The organism is Mesorhizobium sp. WSM2240, from assembly GCF_040438645.1.
Taxonomy (GTDB): domain Bacteria; phylum Pseudomonadota; class Alphaproteobacteria; order Rhizobiales; family Rhizobiaceae; genus Allomesorhizobium.
Genome location: NZ_CP159253.1, coordinates 1,361,468 through 1,380,403 on the forward strand (window position 1 = coordinate 1,361,468; position 18,936 = coordinate 1,380,403).

The following is an 18,936-nucleotide window of genomic DNA, read 5'->3' on the forward strand; positions in this document are numbered from 1 at the left end:
CCCGATGGCGCCCGATTACCGGAAGCTGCTCGACGCAGAGATCTGGGCGTTCATCGACCGCATCAACAGGTTCTATCCGCCCGAGGCCATCGATTGGCCGATCGGCAAGAACCGCGAGGTCTACGACCGGATGAGCCGCGCCTTTCACGCCGGCCGTCCGGAGGGCGTGGGCACGGAAACGACGGCGATCGTCACGCCGACGCACCGCATTCCGATCCGCATCTACCGCAGCGCGGCGCCCGACGCTGCGGCCATCATCCTCTACTTCCATGGCGGCGGCTTTATCCTCGGCGGGCTGGAGAGCCATGACGACATCTGCGCCGAGCTTTGCGCGGGAGCCGGATATGCGGTGGTCTCAGTCGACTACCGCCTTGCGCCCGAGCATACCGGCACGGCGGCCTTCGACGATGCGGTGGCCGCCTTCGAATGGATGGCCGCCACCTATCGCCAGCCGATAGTATTGGTAGGCGAGTCGGCCGGCGGCAATCTCGCCGCCTGCCTCGCGCATCATGTGCGCCGCCATGCCCGCGCGCCTATTGGCCAGATGCTGATCTATCCCGGCTTCGGCGGCGACATGACGATGGGATCCTATGTCACCCACGCCGAAGCGCCGCTGCTGACCACGAGCGACGTTGGCTTCTATCACGATGTCCGCACCGGCGGCGCGGATGTTTCCACGGACCCGCGCTACACGCCGCTTGCCGCTTCCGATTTTTCCGGCCTGCCGCCGACAGTCATTTTCGCCGCCGAATGCGATCCGCTGTCATCCGACGGCGAGAGCTATCGCGACCGGGTTCTGGCGGCCGGGGGCAGGGCGCATTGGATCGAAGAGCAAGGCCTTGTCCACGGATATCTTCGCGCCCGCCATATGGCGAGCCGGGCGACTGCAAGTTTTTCCCGCATTGTCGAGGCGGTAGCGGCGCTCGCCAGAGGCGAGTGGAGATACTGAGTCAGGCGACCTGCGCCGCCTCGCATAAAATGAACCGGGCGACCTGCACCGCCCAGCTCCGACATTCAGGCTCTCAGAGCCCGTTATCTTTCATGATCTGCGCTGCGTTTTCCTTGGTCACCTTCATCGTGTCGAGCGTGATGGTCTTTTCCACCTTTTCGCCCTTCAGGTGTTTCAGCGCCTGGCGCAGGCCTTCCGCGCCCGGCGTGGCGTAAAGGAAGGTCGCCGTCAGCTCGCCATTGTTGACCCACGCCTTCGCCCGGCAGCGCGTCGATGCCGATGAATTTTATCTCTTTCTCGCGCCCGACATCCTTGGCCGCGAGATAGGCGCCGTATGCCATCGCATCGTTGTGGCCGTAGACGATGTCGACCTTCTCATGGTTGCGCAGCGCGGTCGCCATGATGTTGTAGGCCTCGTCCTGCTTCCAGTCGCCCGACTGCTGGTCGAGGAGGTGCTTGATGCCCGGCTCCTTGTCGGTGAATTCATGGAAGCCGTCATGACGGTCATGCGCCGGCTGGGTGCCCATGCCGCCCCAGATCTCGACGATGGTGCCCTCCGCTTTGCCCGGACCGCCCAGCAGTTCGACTGCGAATTCACCCGCCGCGCGGCCGATCAGCTTATTGTCTCCGCCGACGAACTGCGTGTACTGGTCGGTCTCGACATTGCGGTCGAGCACGAAGACCGGGATCTTGGCGTCGATCGCCTGCTGCACGACGCCCGTGAGGCCGGCCGATTCCTTCGGCGAGACCAGCAGCGCGTCGACTTCCTGACGGATCAGGTTCTCGACGTCGGCGACCTGCTTTTCGGTCTTGTCCTCGCCGTCGGTGACGATCAGCTCGACCTCGGGATGCTTGGCCGCTTCGGCGATAATGTCCTTGTTGAATTGGGCGCGCCAGGGTTCGATCGTCGTCGCCTGGCTGAAGCCGATCTTGAACTTGTCCTGGGCGATGGCGTCCGCGCCCGGCAGGAATGCGGTGGTTGCGGCGAGCGCTGCCGCAAAAGCGGCGAGCCTCATGAATTCACGACGTTTCATTGGCGTTTCCTCCGATGTTTCGAGACATTGTCTCTTCCGACGGCCGCTCGCTGGCGGACGTCTGCTGGTGCGCCGATCGGCGGGCCGGCAGGCGCAGATGGGCGAAAAGGTCGGCGGCGTTGCGCTCCTGCATGAGCACCGCCCCGAGGATGATCAGTCCCTTCGGCACCAGCTGAAGGTTCGAATTGATGTTGTGGAGCTGCAGGAGGTTCGACAGCAGGCCGAAGATCAGGACGCCGACCAGCGTGCCGGCCAAGCGCCCCCGCCCATCAGGCTGGTGCCGCCGATGACGACGGCGGCGATGGCGTCTAGCTCCAGCCCGGCGCCGGCGTCCGGCTTGCCCTGGCGATACTGCGCCACATAGAGCACGGCGGCGATGCCGGCGAGCAGGCCGGATATGGCGTAGGTGACGATCTTGACGCGCCCGGCGTCGATGCCGGAAAGCCGTGCGGCCTCTTCATTGCCACCGATCGCATAGACATAGCGGCCGAACGGCGTAAAGCGCAGCACCGCGCCGTAGATGACGATCGCGGCGATGAAGAACAGGCCGGGCATCGGGATGATGCCGAACACCAGCGAGCGCAGGATGTCGAACTCGGCGACGGCGTTCGAGCCGGTATAGACGGGCAGCACCGCATTGTTCTGGCCGGCGGTGAGGCGGGCAATGCCCAGCGCCGTCACCATCATGGCCAGCGTAACGATGAAAGGCTGCAGCCGGCCGGCGACGATGATGAAGCCGTTGATCGCGCCGAACAGCATGCCGACGCAGGGTGCGACAAGCAGAACGCCGAGCACGCCGAACTTGGTCTGCACCTGCGGCAGCAGGAACCACAGCGCCAGACTGCAGAGAACCAGGCCAACCACGCCGGGCACGATGGCGCCGCGCATGGCGTCGAGCCTTACATCGCGGGTCGGATCGCTGCCCGCGCGCTGCTTCCCGAGATTGAGGAAGACGAAACGAGTGACGGCGACGCCGATCAGCAGTGCGAACAGCGCAACGGTTGGCACGCCCATGAGGGCGGCGGGCGTGTAGCCGGGCATGGTCAGCAGCATGGCGCAGACCACGCTCGCGATCGCCATCAGCGAGCCGACGGACAGGTCGATGCCGCCGGTGATGATGACCGCCGTCATGCCGGTGGCGATCAGGCCGGTTGTCGACACCTGGCGCAGCACGTCGAGCAGATTGCCGTAGGACAGGAAGAGTTGTTGCCCTTGGACGTGATCGGCGAGGACAAGACGCCGATCAGGAAGATCGCGATCAGCCCCCAATAGAGCTTGGTGCGGGAGAGAAGTTTCAGTGCTGCGCTCATGCGACCGCCTTTGCGCCGCTGCTGCGTGGAGCTGCAAGCTGCATGATGCGCTCCTCGGTTGCCTCGGAACGGGCAAGCATGCCGCTCTGGCGGCCTTCCGACATCACCAGGATGCGGTCGGCAAGGAGCAGGAGTTCGGGAAGTTCGGAACTGATGACCACTATGGCTAGCCCTCGCGCGCCAGCCGGAAGACGAGATCGTAGATTTCGCGTTTCGCTCCGACATCGATGCCGCGCGTCGGCTCGTCGAGCAAAAGCACACGCGGCCGGGTGGCGAGCCATTTGCCTATCACGACTTTCTGCTGGTTGCCGCCCGACAGCGTGCCGGCGGGTTGTTCGATGCCGCTGCAGCGCACGCCCAGCGTCTCGACCGCGTGCTCGGCGATTTGCGCCTCGCCGGCAAAGGAGCGGATGCCGAAACGCGCCAGCGCGCCGACCAGCGGCAAAGCGACATTGTCGGTGATGGAGGCCTGCAGATGCAGCCCCTGCGACTTGCGGTCCTCGGTCACCAGTGCGATGCCGAGCCGACGGGCATCCCGCGGCGAGCGGATTTCGACCGCCTGCCCGTCGAGCCGGATCTCGCCGCCGGACTGACCTTCGGCCGAACCGAAGATCGTCTCGAGTATTTCGGTGCGGCCCGAGCCGAGAAGGCCGCCAATGCCGAGGATTTCTCCGGCGTGCAGATCGAAGCTGACGCCTTCCAGAACCTGCCGCCAGCCATGCCGCTGCGGAATCGACAGCGAAAGGTCGCGGATGGCCATGACGATCCTGTCGTCCGCGACGCGCTCGTCATGGACCGCGTCGAGCAGGCTGCGCCCGACCATGGCGGCGATGATGGCCTCTTCGGTCAGACCACTCATCTCGCCGGTGAGCACGTGCCGCCCGTCGCGGAAGACCGTGACCCGGTCGGCCAGATGCATGACTTCGTCGATGCGGTGCGAAATGTAGACGATGGCGACGCCATCGGCGGCAAGCTGCCGGATGATTCCGAACAGTCGCCGGCACTCGGCGGGCGACAGCGCCGATGTCGGTTCGTCCATGATCAGGATGCGAGCGTCGAGCGACAGCGCCTTGGCGATCTCGACGAGCTGCTGTTCGCCGACGCGCAGCGAAGCGATGCGCGCCTCTGGGTCGAGATCGATGCCGAAGGGTTTGCGCGGCCTGCATCGATCTGGACGGCGGAATCGTCATTGAATAACAATGGCGGCCTCCCTTCCGACGTCGTCAATTCCGAGAAAGCTAATCTAAACGTTTCGGATGAGTCAAGTTGCCGAGAATGCTCTCTGTGCTTGAGTTGGGCAATTATGTTGCGGATTGCCCTAAATTCTCGTAATCGATGATCCAGGGTTCATCAAAACGTTTCGAAATGACGAACAGCAACCGGACCAGACCCCGCCGATCGACCGCACCGACAATGCTCCACGTGGCCGAGGCGGCGCGGGTTTCGGTGGCGACGGTTTCGGCCGTCATCAACGGGACGGCGATCGTCAGTCCCGAGCTCACCGCGCGGATCGAGGCTGCGATCCGCGACATCGGCTACAAGCGCAACGCGATCGCCCGCAGCCTCAAGATGGGCAAGACCCGCACCATCGGCCTGACTGTTGCCGACATTACCAATCCGTTCTTCACCGATGTCGTCGCGGTCCTGCAGGAGGTGCTGCACCGCGCCGGCTATGCCGTCATGCTGTGCAGCAATGACGAGGACATGGAAATGCAGGACGAGCAGATCCAGCTTCTGCTCGGCCGCATGGTGGATGGGCTGATCATTGCGCCGGCCGGAGACGACGCCAATCTGAAGCGGATACTGGGCGGTGCGAAAGTGCCTATCGTGCTGATCGACCGCATCTGCGATGGGGTCGAAGCAGATGCCGTGGTTCTCGACAATCAGCGCGCGGTGTTCAACGCCATGAGCTACATGCTGCAACTCGGACATCGGCGCATCGGCTATGTTTCCGGGTCGCTCGACACCTCCACCGGCCGCGACCGGCTGGAGGGCTATCACCGCGCGCTGGAAGCGAGCGGCATTCCGTTCGACGAAAGACTGGTTCGGTTCGGCAATTTCCGCGAAGCCGACGCCTACAAGGCTTCGATGCAGTTGCTGACCCAGCCCGATCGCCCGTCGGCGATATTTTCGGCCAACAATCTGATGGTCATTGGCGTCATGAAGGCGATCCGCGACATCGGGCTCTCCTGCCCGGAGGATGTCTCCGTCGCCTGCTTCGACGACTTTCCCTGGGCCGACGTGTTCCGGCCGCAACTGACCGCGGTTGCCCAGCCGGTGCGGGCGATCGGCGAACAGGCCGCCCAACTCATCCTCGATCGCCTCGCCGGCAGGATGGAGGACGAGCCCCGCCGGCTGGTGCTGCAGGGAAGGCTGATGATTCGCAATTCATGCCGCCCGCATGCCTCGCTGATTCAGGGAGCGACGGCTTAGCGCACTTGGCGGTTCAGAGGGATCACGCTTCTTACCCCCACCCCTACTTCAACGCTGCCGCCTAAATGAAGACAAGGCTGGAACGGCGGAATGGTCATCCCCCTCCCTCTTGAGGGGAGGGGTTAGGGGTGGGGGTAAACCCCTCCGGACGAAGCCTCAATCCGCGTGCAGTTTCCGGGCGATCGGCGGCCCGACCATCAGATCGCGAAACGTTGCGCGAAAACCTTCCCGCTGCGGGGAGCAGGCCATCACGCCGATCTCGGCGTCGTCGGCCTGGAACGGGCAAAGCCGCGCCATCTGCCATGCGGCGCCGTTGACCGAGAACTGCACCCGGACCGCATCGCCATGGCGCGTCAGCCGCATCGCGATCTCGTCGCTCGGCTTGGCGTCGGGCAGGGGAATCACCGACCAGTCCGACACGCCGTTGGTCACCACGACGCTGAAATGCATCATCCCATCTGTGTATTCGATGCCGGCCTTGATCCAGTGTTTCTCGTCGGCCCGCAGGTAGAGCCCGGCCTGATCGTAGAGAACCTGGTAGTCGCCGGAGACGACAGCGGCGGCCGTGAAATCGCCTGACACCGGGCGGATGTAGGCGTGTCCATTGTCGCGTATGAAGCCATAGAAGGTCTCACGCCAGAAATCCGTTTCGGCGTCTGTGCGCAGCTCAAATATTCTCGCATCGCCGCTCCAGACGGACGGTTCGTTGAGCCAGTGAAACGCTTCGTGCATGGCGGAGTTCCTGTCGGTAGTATCGACTGCATAGCGGCGCGCTGGCGCGTCGTCTACGTCGGAGTGTTATGGACATTAGTATTGACAGAAATACATATGTTCAGTAACCCTCGCATCACTTAGCGATATCAGGAGGAGTGTCGGGATGGCTTCCAATGTAGCTTTGACGGGGCTCGCCCGCGATCTCGATGAGCGGGGCAAATCGGGCAAGCCGATTCGCATCGGGCTTATCGGCTCGGGCGAAATGGGCACCGACATCGTCACCCGCGTGGCGCATATGTCGGGCATCGAGATCGGCGCGATTTCGGAATTGAACGTTCCGGCGGCCAGCAAGGCCGTCGACATCGCCTTCCGAGAAGCAGGTCATTCGCGCGAGGTGTCCAATGCGTCGGCCATGACCGCCGCGATGGAAGGGGGCAAGATCGCTGTCACCAGCGACGCCGACCTGATCATCAACAACGATCTCATCGACGTGGTCGTCGACGCGACCGGCGTTCCGGCCGTCGGCGCCGAGATCGGCCTGCGCGCCATGGAGCACGGCAAGCATCTCGTGATGATGAACGTCGAAGCCGACGTGACCATCGGCGCTTACCTGAAGAGCGAGGCCGACCGGCTCGGCGTCACCTATTCGCTGGGCGCCGGCGACGAGCCTTCATCCTGCATGGAATTGATCGAATTCGTCTCGGCCATGGGCCATCCGATCGTCGCCGCCGGCAAGGGCAAGAACAATCCGCTCAACATCGACGCCACGCCTCCGGATTACGAGGAGGAGGCGGAACGCCGCCACATGAATGTGCGCATGCTGGTCGAATTCGTCGACGGCTCGAAAACCATGGTCGAGATGGCGGCGATTGCCAACGCGACAGGGCTCGTGCCCGACAAGGCCGGCATGCACGGCCCGTCGGCCACGCTTGGCGAGCTCAACAAGGTGCTGGTGCCTCAGAAGGACGGCGGAGTGCTGTCGAGGGTCGGCGTCGTCGACTACACGATCGGCAAGGGTGTTGCGCCCGGCGTCTTCGTGGTGGCCGACATGTCGCATCCCAGAATTTCGGAGCGCATGGAAGATCTGAAGATGGGCAAGGGTCCGTACTTTACCTTTCATCGCCCCTATCACCTGACCTCTCTCGAGGTACCGCTGACCTGCGCCCGGGTCGTGCTCTACGGCAAGGCCGACATGGTGCCGCTGGCGAAGCCGGTGGCCGAGGTCTGCGCCGTCGCCAAGAAGGACATGCAGCCCGGCGAAAAACTCGATGCGATCGGCGAATATTGCTACCGCGCCTGGATCATGACCGCGCCGGAGGCGCATGCGGCGAGGGCGGTTCCCTGCGGGCTGCTGCAGGGCGGCTCGGTAAAGGCTCCGATCAGGAAGGGCGAGCTTCTCACCTACGCTAATGCAGCCCCGGCGCCGGGATCGAAGATCGCCGAATTGCGGGCGCGCCAAGATAAACTCGTTTACGGCATGGCGGAGGCCTGAGCATGGCTGCTCCGAAGCGGGTCCAGCCGGAAGCGGCGGCGCGCGCCAACCTGCCTTTCATCTATCGCGAGTACAGCCCGGAGCAACTGCGTCAGGTGCTCCACAAGATGTATCTCATCCGCCGCTTCGAGGAGGGCGCGGAGGAGTGCTACACGCGCGGCCTGATCCACGGCACCATGCACCTGTCGATCGGCCAGGAAGCCAGCGCCATGGGCGTCTGCATGCCGCTCGGCAACGACGACTACATCACCTCAACCCACCGCGGCCACGGCCACTGCATCGCCAAGGGGGCCGAGGTGAAGAAGATGTTCGCCGAGTTCTTCGGCAAGACGACGGGGTATTGCAAGGGCCGCGGCGGCTCGATGCACATTGCCGATGTCGCCAAGGGCAATCTCGGCGCCAACGGCATTGTGGCCGGTGGCATTCCGATCGCGGTCGGGGCCGCGCTCTCGGCCAAGAGGATGAAAACCGGAAAGGTCGTGGTGTCGTTCTTCGGCGACGGCGCCAACAATGAGGGCGCGTTCCACGAGGCGCTGAACATGGCTTCGATCTGGAAGCTGCCGGTCGTCTTCGTCTGCGAGAACAATGGCTACGGCATGTCGACCTCGACCGAGCGGTCGACGGCGGTGAAGAACATCGCCGAGCGGGCGGCGGCCTATTCGATGCCGGGCGTGATCGTCAACGGCAACATCTTCTCCGAGGTCGCGGAAGCCTCGCACCGGGCAGTGGAGCGGGCGCGGGTCGGTGAGGGGCCGACGCTGATCGAATCCAAGACCTACCGCCATCGTGGTCACTCCAAGAGCGACCGCAACCGCTATCGAACCAAGGAGGAGATCGAGGACTGGATGTCCAACCGCGATCCGATCACGCTGTTCGAAAACGAGTTGCAGGAATGCGGCATCATCGACCGGAAGGGCGTCGAGGCCATCCGCGAGGCGGTGCGGCAGGAAATCGCCGACGGCATCCAGTTTGCCAAGGATAGTCCGTCACCGGACGTCCGCGACATCGAGAACTACGTCTATACGGAGCCGGCTTGAATGGACGCGATGGTTCGCGAACTGAGCTACGCCCAGGCGATCCAGGAGGCCATGGCGCTCGCCATGGAGGCTGACGAGCGTGTCTTTCTGATGGGCGAGGATATCGGCGTCTATGGCGGCGCGTTTCAGGTGACCGGCGATCTGGTCGAGCGCTTCGGCACTGAGCGGGTGATGGACACGCCGATCTCCGAACTCGGCGGCGCCGGCGTCGCGGTCGGCGCGGCGATGACCGGCATGCGACCGATTTTCGAGTTCCAGTTCTCCGATTTCGCCACGCTCGCCATGGAGCAGATCGTCAACCAGGCGGCGAAGATGCGCTTCATGCTGGGCGGCGAGGTCTCGGTGCCGGTGGTGATGCGCTTTCCCGCCGGTTCCGGCACGGGCGCCGCGGCCCAGCACAGCCAGAGCTTCGAAGCGTGGCTCGGCCACGTGCCCGGCCTGAAGGTGATCCAGCCGGCGACGCCGCACGACGCCAAGGGCATGCTTCTGGCGGCGATCGACGATCCCGATCCGGTGATGATCTTCGAGCACAAGCTGCTCTACAAGATGAAGGGCCCGGTGCCGGAAGGGCATTATACCGTTCCGATCGGCAAGGCGGAAATCCGCCGCGAAGGCCGCGACCTGACCATCGTCGCTACCTCCATCATGGTGCACAAGGCGCTGGAAGCCGCGCAAACGCTGGAAGCGGAGGGCATCGATGTCGAGGTCGTCGATCTGAGAACCATCCGGCCGATGGACAAGCAGACGATCATCGGCAGCGTCAAGAAGACGTCGCGGCTGCTCTGCGTTTATGAGGCGGTCAAGACGCTCGGCGTGGGCGCCGAGGTCAGCGCCATGATCGCCGAGAGCGAGGCCTTCGACTATCTCGACGCGCCGATCGTGCGCCTGGGCGGGGCGGAAACGCCGATCCCCTACAATCCCGAACTCGAAAAGGCGACGGTGCCGCAGGTTCCCGACATCGTCGCGGCCGCGCGCGGCCTGGTCCAGGGAACGCGCTGAGAATGCCGGTTGAGGTCATCCTGCCCAAGGTCGACATGGACATGGCAACCGGCCAGATCTCGCGCTGGTTCGTCGAAGAGGGCGCGGCGGTAAAAAAGGGCGACGTGCTCTTCGAAATCGAGACCGACAAGGCGGCCATGGAAATCGACGCGCCCGCCAGCGGCACGATCCGCGACATCACCGGCAGGGAAGGCGTGGACATCCCGGTCGGCGAGGCGGTGGCCTGGATTTACGAGGCGGGAGAGGATGCGACCGCCGAAAGTAGTGGTGAGGCGGCGAAGAAAGAAGCTCCAATCTCACCCCTTGTTGTGGGGGAGATGTCGCCGAGGGCGACAGAGGGGGGCGCTGTCCCTCTGGCGTCTCAGGCCCAAACTGAGGGGCAAACCGGAAATGGGGTGCGTCCTACGTTGCCCCCCTCTGTCCTGCCGGACATCTCCCCCACAAGGGGGAGATTGGCAGCGGAACTGTCCGCGCCACGCCGCTTGCCCGCCGCCTGGCGCGGGAAGCAGGGATCGACATTGCGGCGGTGATCGGCTCTGGCCCGCGTGGCCGTGTGATCAAGGCCGATGTGGAGAAGGCGGTCGCCAGCGCGCCTTCCTCCCCCCTTGCGGGGGAGGTGTCTGCGGAGCAGGCGGAGGGGGTGGTTCCGCTTCACAGTCGGCCCAGGTTTCACCACCCCCACCCGGCCCTTCGGGCCACCCTCCCTGCAAGGGGGAGAGAGATGCGCTGAAGCTCTTTGCCGAAGGCTCCTACGAACTCGTCCCGCACGACAATATGCGCAAGACCATCGCCCGCCGGCTGGTCGAGGCGAAGTCGACCATCCCGCATTTTTATCTGACGCTCGACTGCGAACTCGACGCGCTCCTGGCGCTGCGGTCGCAGCTGAACGCCGCCGCCCCGGTCAAGAAGACCGACAAGGGCGAGGTCCCGGCCTACAAGCTGTCGGTCAACGACCTGATCATCAAGGCGATGGCGCTGGCGCTGCGCGACGTGCCGACCGCCAACGTCTCGTGGACGGAGAGCGCCATGGTCCAGCACAGACATGCCGATGTCGGCGTCGCCGTCTCCATCCCCGGCGGCCTGATCACGCCGATCGTGCGCAAGGCCGACGAAAAGACGCTGTCGGTCATCTCCAACGAGATGAAGGACATGGCGGCAAGGGCCCGCAACAAAAAGCTGAAGCCGGAGGAATATCAGGGCGGCACCACGGCCGTCTCCAATCTCGGCATGTTCGGCATCAAGGATTTTGCCGCCGTCATCAACCCGCCGCACGCGACGATCCTGGCGGTCGGCGCGGGCGAGGAGCGGGCGGTGGTCAGGAACGGCGAGATCAAGATCGCGACGATGATGTCTGTGACGCTGTCGACCGACCACCGCGCGGTCGACGGCGCGCTCGGGGCCGAACTTCTCAGCGCATTCAAGCGCTATATCGAGAACCCGATGGGAATGCTGTTGTGAGGACGCTCGACGCGAGACCCTCCCCCTTGCGGGGAGGGTGGCCCGGAGGCCCGGTGGGGGTGGTGACGCTAGGCTCGGTGGTGGACGGAGAGCGGATGCCGCTGGCAGGCGCCTGGACGAAAGGTCGCGAGCCTGACGGAACCACCCCCACCCTAACCCCTCCCCGCAAGGGGGAGGGGAACTGGGGCGCTAACCCGCAGCCGCTCCGGCGCCCTCCTTGAGAAAACCTCGCATCGCGAGCTGCCGCCCGACTTTATTCCAGTCGGCGCAGACCGCCACCGCGCCGCAAGCCGTCAGGCGCGCGCCGTGTTCGGGATAGGTGTGGCCGCCGCCCGTATAGCCGATGGCCGTCATGCCGGCAGCGATCGTGCCCTCGATGCCGAATGGAGAATCCTCGATCACTACGCAGTCCGCCGGGTTCGCGCCCATTTTTTCGGCGGCGTGGAGAAAGATGTCCGGAGCGGGCTTGCCGCGCCTGACCATCGAAGAACTGTAGATGGACGAACCGAAGAACCGCGCCAGCCCGGTAACGCCAAGGCTGTGGTTAATGCGCTCGACCGACGATGAGGACGCGACGCAGCGTTCGACTGCAAGCGAATCCAGGAACGGCATGATGCCCTGGGTCGGCTTCAACTCCTCGGTGAACAGGATTTTCGTCTCGGCCCAGATGTCGTCGCCCGCGTGTTCCGGAAACTGGTGGCCGGTCAGTTCCCTGATCCGGACGATGATGTCGGACTGCTTCATGCCGACGCATTGCGCAATGATGTCGGCGCCGACCCCGCTCATGCCGTGCTTTTCGTAGACGCGCTCATAGGCTCGCGCCGCCAACGGTTCGCTGTCGACCAGGACGCCGTCGCAGTCGAAAATGATCAGCTTCGATCCTGTCACACAATTCTCCCGGACAACTCAAAAATCGCGTACATCGCTATCCACAAAGAGCCAGATGTTCAATAGCTGGGGGATGCAGCCTGGCCGAGACTCCGCCGACTAGCGGCAATCAAAGCTGCGCTATGACGCCGCCGCGGCGCGATGCGCCCAGCGCCCGCTGCATGGCCTGCCGGGCCTGTGCGCGGTCGGGCGCGATCCAGTTGGGCTCGGCGCCGAGGAAACGGTCCAGGAAGGCGACGGCATAGGCGGGCATCTCGGTGACGTTCTCGCGATAGGACCACCAGGTGCGCAAATCGTCGGCGCATTTGTCGATCGTGGGTACACGGCCGAATTCCTGTTCGTAGATCGCCGCGATCGCCGACACGCAGTAATTGGTATAGAGAAAACCCTCCGGCCAGAAGCGGACGATTTCGAGCGCCTCCGCATTGGCGGCGTCCTCGTTGAGGCTGTCGATGCCCGAAACCAGCCGCGCCGGCTCCTGTCGAATCAATTCGCGTAAAACCAGCCCGGCTGCAAAGACGATGAAATCGGCCCGGTCCACCTGGGCGAAGCGCTTTTGCGCTTCCATGATCTCGACCCAGTCGAGAAACGCCCGCGTCAGCTTCGTCTCGTCGATCTCGAAGTGCAGGCCGTAAGTTGCCGAGACCTCTTTGGCGCTGGCGCGGAACGTCGCCCTGAACCAGCGCAACTGCCGCAGCCGATGCCGAAGGTCGGGCATCAGGGCCAATTCGTCCTTGAACCGCAAATCCATTGTTCGGGGCATCCTTTTCCGGAAGAATTTAGCACGCCTGCCTGATAAACCAAATGAGTCCACCGCTTTGTGGCGGGTTCCAAATGCTGCGTTATCATACATATTGACATCGCAGGAAACAAATGTTCTCTAATTGAAGCCGTTCGGTGCCGGGTCTGGTGTGGTTCGGCAAATCCTCGGGAGGAGGAGAAATATGGCGATCTGGCAATGGGGATTGCTGCTGCTGGTAGTGGTCTGGGCGCTTCAGTCGCTCGGCGTCTGGGTCCAGATGCGGCACTATTCAGGCGTCTTCAAAGGCATCACCGAAAAATACAGTGACGGTTTCGTCGGCGCCGGCAACCATCGCGGCCGCTTCGGCAAGGGCACCATCGTGCTGATCGTGGTGACGCCCGATCTGATCGTGCGCCGCTTCCTGGCGATGACCGGGCGCTCGGTGTTCGCCAAGTTCAAGAGACATGAGGAATTCGAGGGCGTCGCCCTCGACAAGCTCCGGTCCGATCCCGCGGTTATGGGTGAGGGGGAACCCGGTGTGGCCGAGGCCGTGAAACGGGCGATCGAGCAGATCGACCGCGCGCGGTCGGAGCCGGTCAAAGAGCCGGCCTGTCCGGCTTGAACACAGCACGCGCATAGAGGACTGCCGCGAGCCGGGGGGATAAAGCCGGCAAGGGCTGAGAAGAGGAGGAGAAATGTCCATAGTTTCTATGTTGGCGCAGCATGCCGACATGGCCGTACAGAACCTGCATATCGCGGGTTCGATGGTTTCGGATGGTGCATTGCACGGCAAGCTCGCCGTCGGGCACGGTGCGAACGATCTTGTCGTTCTCGCCCAGGCCGATGGCGGCATAAGCGTCGACGAATTCAGGCAGAAGCTGGAAAACGTCCAGCAGGAGGAGCAGCTCGGCTGGCTCACCGCCATCGGCAAGTATTTCATCGGCATCTTCCAGAAGGGCGGCGAGGTTTTCGCCGGCTTCGTCACCGGCATCATTCCGACGCTCGTTGTGCTGATGACGGCGTTCTACGCAATCACCGAACTGGTCGGCGAAGAGCGCGTGCACGGGCTTGCTCGCGGGGCGGGCAAGATCGCGCTGACCCGCTATACACTGCTGCCGCTGCTGGCGGTGTTCTTCCTGACCAACCCGATGGCCTACACCTTCGGGTCGTTCCTCGAGGAAAAGCACAAGCCAGCCTTCTACGATGCGGCGGTGTCTTACGTTCATCCGCCGCTCGGCCTGTTCCCGCACATCAATCCGGGCGAATATTTCGTCTGGGGCGGCGTGCTCGTGGCGCTTCTCGAACTGGAGCGCAGCGGCGCGGTCCCGTCAGGCTACCACATCAACGTCGCCATCTGGTACGCCATCGTCGGCCTCATTGTCATCCTGCTCAAGGGCATGCTGACCGAACGCATCACAGCCATCATGGCGCGCCGCCAGGGCGTCGAGCTGTAGCCAGGGAGGACGATATGGACGTAACCAAGACATACAAGGCCGTAAAGATCTCCCGCGGCTCCGGCGGCTGGGGCGGCCCGCTCGTCATACAGCCGACTGAACAGCGCAACAAAGTGGTGTCGGTGACCGGCGGGGGGATCCACCCCGTTGCGAAGCTGATCGCCGAAATGACCGGGGCGGAAGCCGTCGACGGCTTCAAGGCGCCGCCCATCGAAAGCGAAATGGCGGTGGTCGTCGTCGACTGCGGCGGAACCGCCCGCTGCGGCGTCTATCCGCGCAAGCGCATTCCGACCGTCAATCTGACGCCGGTCGGCCAGGCCGGGCCGCTTGCCCAGTTCATCACCGAAGACATCTATGTCTCGGGGGTGAAGCCGGCCAACATCGCCATGGCCGACGGGTCCGAGCCGGTCACGACCGCGGGCGCGGCCACGGGAACCGGCCCTGCCCCGACGGATTCGCCGGCGGTCAGGGCGGCCGACATGGCGCCCCAGAGCGAAGGTGGGCTTGTCGGGCTAATCAGCTCGATCGGCCGCGTCATGGGACGGGTCGTCGGCATCTTCTTCAACGCCGGCCGCCGCACCATCGACCAGGTGATCCGCAACGTGCTGCCGTTCATGGCCTTCGTGACCATGCTCATCGGCTTGATCCTCTATACGGGCATCGGCGACGTGCTGGCCCAGCCGATGGGACCGCTGGCCAACAACATCGTCGGCCTGCTGATCATCTCGGCGATCTGTGGTCTGCCGTTCCTTTCTCCCATTCTGGGGCCGGGAGCGGTCATTGCCCAGGTCATCGGCGTGGCCATTATCGGCCCGCAGATAGCGAACGGCACGATCTCTCCCGCAATGGCCCTGCCGGCGCTGTTTGCCTACAATACCCAAGTGGGCTGCGACTTCGTTCCGGTCGGTCTGGCGCTCGGCGAGGCCAAGCCCAAGACGATCGAAATAGGCGTCCCGGCGGTCCTCATCAGCCGCCAGATCATGGGGCCGGTGTCCGTGCTGATTGCATGGGTATTTAGCCTGTTCGTGCTCTAGATCTACTCAAACTCTGCTCCGGCGACCCTGCAAAAGGCTCGCCGGGGCAGGTACTGATAAGGAAGAAGAAGCCGATGACAGTTCTCTTGCGGACACGGATCACGGAGATCGGGCCTGAAGTTGCGGATCTCGCCGAAGGCGGCGTGGTTATCCTGTTTGCGGACGGTTCGCCGTCGGAACTCGCGGAAGTCTCCGTGCTCCACAAGACGGAGCAGGGACCAAGCGACGGCGCGCCGCAAGCCGGCGCATCGATTGCGATCGGTCCGCTGTCGGCCACGATCACCGCGGTCGGCCCGACCGCCTGGAACAAGGTGCGCGAGATCGGCCATGTGGTGATTTCGTTCAACGGCGCGGGCGAAGCCGAACGGCCGGGCGAAATCTGCGCCTCCAAGGTCGACCATGAATCGCTGGTGGCCGCGCTGAAGACCGACGCGATCATCGAGATTGCCGCCTGACCTGACTGCGCCGCCGCTTGCAGCGGTGGCGTTCCCGAATACAGAGTATGCGCCATGGAACGCTCGACCATCGTCAGAGTGCATGAAGGATTGCACGCCCGTCCGGCCACGCGGTTCGTCAAGCTCGCCAAGAGCTTCGAATCCGACGTGGAGATCATCAAGGCCGGCAAGGCGGCGAGCGCAAAAAGCTCGGTGAAGCTGATGCTGCTCGGGGTCAAGGAGGACCAGGAGGTCACCATCCGGGCGACGGGCGCCGACGCGATCGAAGCAGTCGAGGCGCTGATCGGCTATCTGGAAAATCCGCTATCCGGCCTCGACGACGACGTGCCCGCGCCGGGCGACGCGGCTCCGGCCGTCGCAGAATCAGCCCCGGCCGCGCCGGTTGCAGCTCCGGAATCGGCAGCGGTGGCGGATGGAACGTTACGCGGCGTCGCCGCGAGCGAGGGTGTTGCCATCGGGCCGGCCTTCGCGCATTTCCCGCCTGAAATCCGGGCGGAAGGTAGCGAGCTTTCAACCGGCGAAATTCCGGCCGAGATCGAAAGGCTGAGGAAGGCGATTGCCGCTGTCCAGCGGCGCATGGACAAAGCCCTGGCTGAGAACAGCCTGTCGGCGGGCGACCGCGGCATCATCGCCGCCCTGAAGGACATTGCCGCGGACGAGATTTTGACTGGCGAAGCCGAAACGCTGGTCGTCAGGGGCGTTGACGCGGTTTCGGCGGTGATCAGCGCGACTTCGAAAATCGCGTCGGAATTCGGCGGCGTCGACGACCACTATCTGAATGCGCGCGCCGACGATGTCCACGCCGTCGGCCGGCAGATCTGCCTCGCACTGCTTGGGCAGGACGATGTCAGCCTCGAAAACATCCCGGAGGGCGCGATCCTGATCGCCGACGACATCGGCGCCTGGGATCTGGCGCGCGCGCCGTTGAAGCGCGTCGGCGGCGTCGTCTGCGGCCATGGTGGCGCGACTTCGCATATCGCCATCATCGCCAGGTCGCACGGCATACCCGCCGTGCTCGGCCTCGGCGAACGCGTGAATGCGCTGCGTGACGCAAAGGAAATAGCCCTCGACGGCGACGCCGGCATTGTCATCGCCAATCCGGACGAGACTGCGCGCGCCGATTTCGCCCGGCGCGTGAGCCAGGCCGCTGTCGAACGCGAGACGCTGACGGCGCTCAGGGATTTTACGCCGAAACTGGCGAATGGCACGATAATCGAGGTCGCTGCCAATATCGGCTCGCTGGAGGAGATCGAAGCCGCGAAGGAGGCGGGCGCCATGGGCGTCGGCCTGTTCCGCACCGAGCTCCTGTTCATGCGCCATATGCATCTGCCCTCAGAAGACATGCAGGCCGAGACCTATTCGGCGCTGGCGCGCGCCTTCGCGCCGCATCCGGTAATCGTGCGCACGCTCGACATTGGCGGCGACAAGCCTATCGCGGGGATAGAATTTCCGGAGGAGGAAAATCCCTTCCTCGGATGGCGCGGAATCAGGATGTGCCTCGACCGGCCCGACATCTTCAAACGCCAGTTGCGCGCGCTGCTGCGGGCGGCGGTCCACGCCAACGTCAAGGTCATGCTGCCCATGGTGTCCGACATAGAAGAGGTGCGGCGAACGAAAACGCTGATCGGTGAATGCGCCGCCGAACTCGATGCGGAGGGCGCGCCTTATGCGAGCTTCCCGCTCGGCGTGATGATCGAGACGCCCGCCGCCGTTCTCATAGCCCCTGCGCTGGCGCGCGAGGTGGATTTCTTTTCGATCGGCACCAATGATCTGACGCAATATGTCATGGCGGCCGACCGCCTCAACCCGACCGTGGCGAAACTCAACGATGTCGCCAACCCGGCGGTGATGTCGGCGATCGAGATGACCACGAGGGCCGGCGTTGAAGCCGGCATCATGGTGGGAATGTGCGGCGAGGCCGCCGGCCGCCCCGACCTCATCCCGGCCTTCATCCGCATGGGCCTGACGGAACTCAGCATGAGCCCGGCCTCGATCCCCCGCGCCAAGAAGCGGATCGCCGATCTGGCAGCCGGAGGCTAAGGCAGATGGGCGAGCAGCACGGCGAACACGGTCGTCAATTCGCCGAGCCGGTCCGTCTTGCCGTAAGCCTGGACGATGCGGTCATGGCGCACATCCGCGGCAAGCATGGTGATCTCCAGCATGTCGGCCGCCGGCAGATCGTCCGCGCCGATGGTCGCAAGCCCGCAGGCCAGCGCAAGCGGCGCAAGGAAACGGATTTCGAGATCGAGGTTCCGGCCGCCGCCCTGCGTGCCTTCATTGAAGCGAATCGGGCGATGCTCGACGAAGCGAATCGGGCGATGCTCGACGAGTTCGATCAGCAGCGCCGCACAGAGCGCCGCGGCTACCGCTACACGCTCGTCCGGCTCCGCAGCGATATCGAGTTCGGCGATGAGATCTCCGTGCAGCCTGCGCATCGCTGCATGCGCGGCGGCGAGGCTCGCTTCGTAGATGCGCGGCGCGCCGGTGGTCTTCTTCGCCGCGATCGCCTTGGCGAGATAGTACATGTCGCGCCGGAACGCCCGCTCGCCGTCCAGCGAGGCGCCGCGGCCATTGCTGCGGAAGTAGTGGTCGAAGCTCCTGACCGTCGCGGCGTCAGCGCTGGCCGGTCGTTCGTGCGGCACCAGCGATTCGGCGAGCGACATGGCGTCGTCGACGACGCTGGCGGCATGTCCCAGCAGATCCTCCAGGCCCTTGGCCGGCGAGGAAGGCGGATTACGTCCCTCCGCCTCGAGGGCGGCGTTCCGCGCATGATCGTGGCGGCTCTGGCGGATGACGTGGCGCACGTCCCGCAGCCGGTCCTTGAGGTTGACGCGGACATCTTCGGAAATTTGTCGCAGCATTCAGGTCGCCTCGGCACTCCTCCCGGCGGCGGGCGCTTCCGCCCATCGCCATGCACAAGATTGTTCTACAGATTGG

General features: G+C 64.3%; 13 protein-coding genes and 5 pseudogenes. 11 read left to right on the forward strand and 7 right to left on the reverse strand.

All coding sequences use genetic code 11. From position 1 onward, the window contains the following. The first annotated feature begins 4 nt into the window (after nt 1–4). Nucleotides 5–949, forward strand: a complete 945-nt coding sequence (locus tag ABVK50_RS06480; RefSeq protein WP_353642340.1) for an alpha/beta hydrolase — start codon at nt 5–7, stop codon at nt 947–949. A gap of 73 nt (nt 950–1,022) precedes the next feature. Here the strand turns inward: ABVK50_RS06480 and ABVK50_RS06485 are convergent. From ABVK50_RS06485 to ABVK50_RS06495, 3 pseudogenes are all read right to left on the reverse strand, one after another. After that, nucleotides 1,023–1,983: pseudogene (locus tag ABVK50_RS06485) on the reverse strand (substrate-binding domain-containing protein). Continuing rightward, a pseudogene (locus ABVK50_RS06490) lies at nt 1,970–3,293 on the reverse strand (ABC transporter permease). The pseudogenes ABVK50_RS06485 and ABVK50_RS06490 overlap by 14 nt, the downstream one beginning before the upstream one ends. Next, a pseudogene (locus ABVK50_RS06495) lies at nt 3,290–4,437 on the reverse strand (sugar ABC transporter ATP-binding protein); the annotation flags it as partial. The pseudogenes ABVK50_RS06490 and ABVK50_RS06495, both read right to left, overlap by 4 nt. Nucleotides 4,438–4,706: 269 nt before the next feature. Here ABVK50_RS06495 and ABVK50_RS06500 point away from each other — a divergent pair. Next, complete coding sequence (locus ABVK50_RS06500) at nt 4,707–5,726, forward strand: LacI family DNA-binding transcriptional regulator (protein ID WP_353642339.1); 1,020 nt, start codon at nt 4,707–4,709, stop codon at nt 5,724–5,726. A 156-nt stretch (nt 5,727–5,882) separates the two neighbouring features. Here the strand turns inward: ABVK50_RS06500 and ABVK50_RS06505 are convergent, their stop codons facing one another. Then, nucleotides 5,883–6,458, reverse strand: coding sequence for a DUF1349 domain-containing protein (locus ABVK50_RS06505; RefSeq protein WP_353642338.1), 576 nt, complete (start codon nt 6,456–6,458; stop codon nt 5,883–5,885). Between the two features lie 145 nt (nt 6,459–6,603). Here ABVK50_RS06505 and ABVK50_RS06510 point away from each other — a divergent pair, with 145 nt between their 5' ends. The 4 genes and pseudogenes from ABVK50_RS06510 to ABVK50_RS06525 all read left to right on the forward strand — a co-directional run bounded on the left by ABVK50_RS06510 (nt 6,604) and on the right by ABVK50_RS06525 (nt 11,426). Continuing rightward, nucleotides 6,604–7,932: an NAD(P)H-dependent oxidoreductase gene (locus ABVK50_RS06510; RefSeq protein ID WP_353642337.1), complete on the forward strand. Its 1,329-nt coding sequence runs from the start codon at nt 6,604–6,606 to the stop codon at nt 7,930–7,932. Nucleotides 7,933–7,934: 2 nt separating this feature from the next. Next, nucleotides 7,935–8,969 carry a thiamine pyrophosphate-dependent dehydrogenase E1 component subunit alpha gene (locus tag ABVK50_RS06515; protein WP_353642336.1) on the forward strand — a complete coding sequence of 345 codons (1,035 nt, stop codon included), beginning with the start codon at nt 7,935–7,937 and terminating at the stop codon, nt 8,967–8,969. After that, nucleotides 8,970–9,968, forward strand: a complete 999-nt coding sequence (locus ABVK50_RS06520; RefSeq protein WP_353642335.1) for an alpha-ketoacid dehydrogenase subunit beta — start codon at nt 8,970–8,972, stop codon at nt 9,966–9,968. It abuts the gene before it with no gap. A gap of 2 nt (nt 9,969–9,970) precedes the next feature. Further along, nucleotides 9,971–11,426, forward strand: a pseudogene (locus ABVK50_RS06525) (pyruvate dehydrogenase complex dihydrolipoamide acetyltransferase). A gap of 189 nt (nt 11,427–11,615) precedes the next feature. Here ABVK50_RS06525 and ABVK50_RS06530 read toward each other — a convergent pair. After that, nucleotides 11,616–12,314 (reverse strand): HAD family phosphatase, encoded by a 699-nt coding sequence (locus ABVK50_RS06530; protein WP_353642333.1) that lies wholly within the window; start codon nt 12,312–12,314, stop codon nt 11,616–11,618. Between the two features lie 109 nt (nt 12,315–12,423). Beyond that, entirely contained in the window at nt 12,424–13,065 is a 642-nt protein-coding gene (locus ABVK50_RS06535; RefSeq protein ID WP_353642332.1) for a hypothetical protein, read from the reverse strand. Between the two features lie 193 nt (nt 13,066–13,258). On the opposite strand from ABVK50_RS06535, the pseudogene ABVK50_RS06540 reads away from it, so the two are divergent. The 5 genes and pseudogenes from ABVK50_RS06540 to ptsP all read left to right on the forward strand — a co-directional run bounded on the left by ABVK50_RS06540 (nt 13,259) and on the right by ptsP (nt 18,039). Further along, a pseudogene (locus ABVK50_RS06540) lies at nt 13,259–13,695 on the forward strand (transcriptional regulator GutM). A gap of 56 nt (nt 13,696–13,751) precedes the next feature. Then, a complete protein-coding gene (locus ABVK50_RS06545) occupies nt 13,752–14,510 on the forward strand; it encodes a PTS glucitol/sorbitol transporter subunit IIC (protein WP_353642331.1) in 759 nt (252 codons plus the stop codon). Nucleotides 14,511–14,524: 14 nt separating this feature from the next. Next, on the forward strand, nt 14,525–15,544 hold the full coding sequence (locus ABVK50_RS06550; protein WP_353642330.1) for a PTS glucitol/sorbitol transporter subunit IIB: 1,020 nt from the start codon (nt 14,525–14,527) through the stop codon (nt 15,542–15,544). 74 nt (nt 15,545–15,618) lie between these two features. Then, nucleotides 15,619–15,999: a PTS glucitol/sorbitol transporter subunit IIA gene (locus tag ABVK50_RS06555; protein WP_353642329.1), complete on the forward strand. Its 381-nt coding sequence runs from the start codon at nt 15,619–15,621 to the stop codon at nt 15,997–15,999. A gap of 54 nt (nt 16,000–16,053) precedes the next feature. Continuing rightward, entirely contained in the window at nt 16,054–18,039 is a 1,986-nt protein-coding gene (gene ptsP / locus ABVK50_RS06560) for a phosphoenolpyruvate--protein phosphotransferase (protein ID WP_353642328.1), read from the forward strand. Here ptsP and ABVK50_RS06565 read toward each other — a convergent pair. After that, nucleotides 18,036–18,860: a hypothetical protein gene (locus tag ABVK50_RS06565; protein WP_353642327.1), complete on the reverse strand. Its 825-nt coding sequence runs from the start codon at nt 18,858–18,860 to the stop codon at nt 18,036–18,038. The genes ptsP and ABVK50_RS06565 overlap by 4 nt on opposite strands. Nucleotides 18,861–18,936 lie beyond the last annotated feature (76 nt).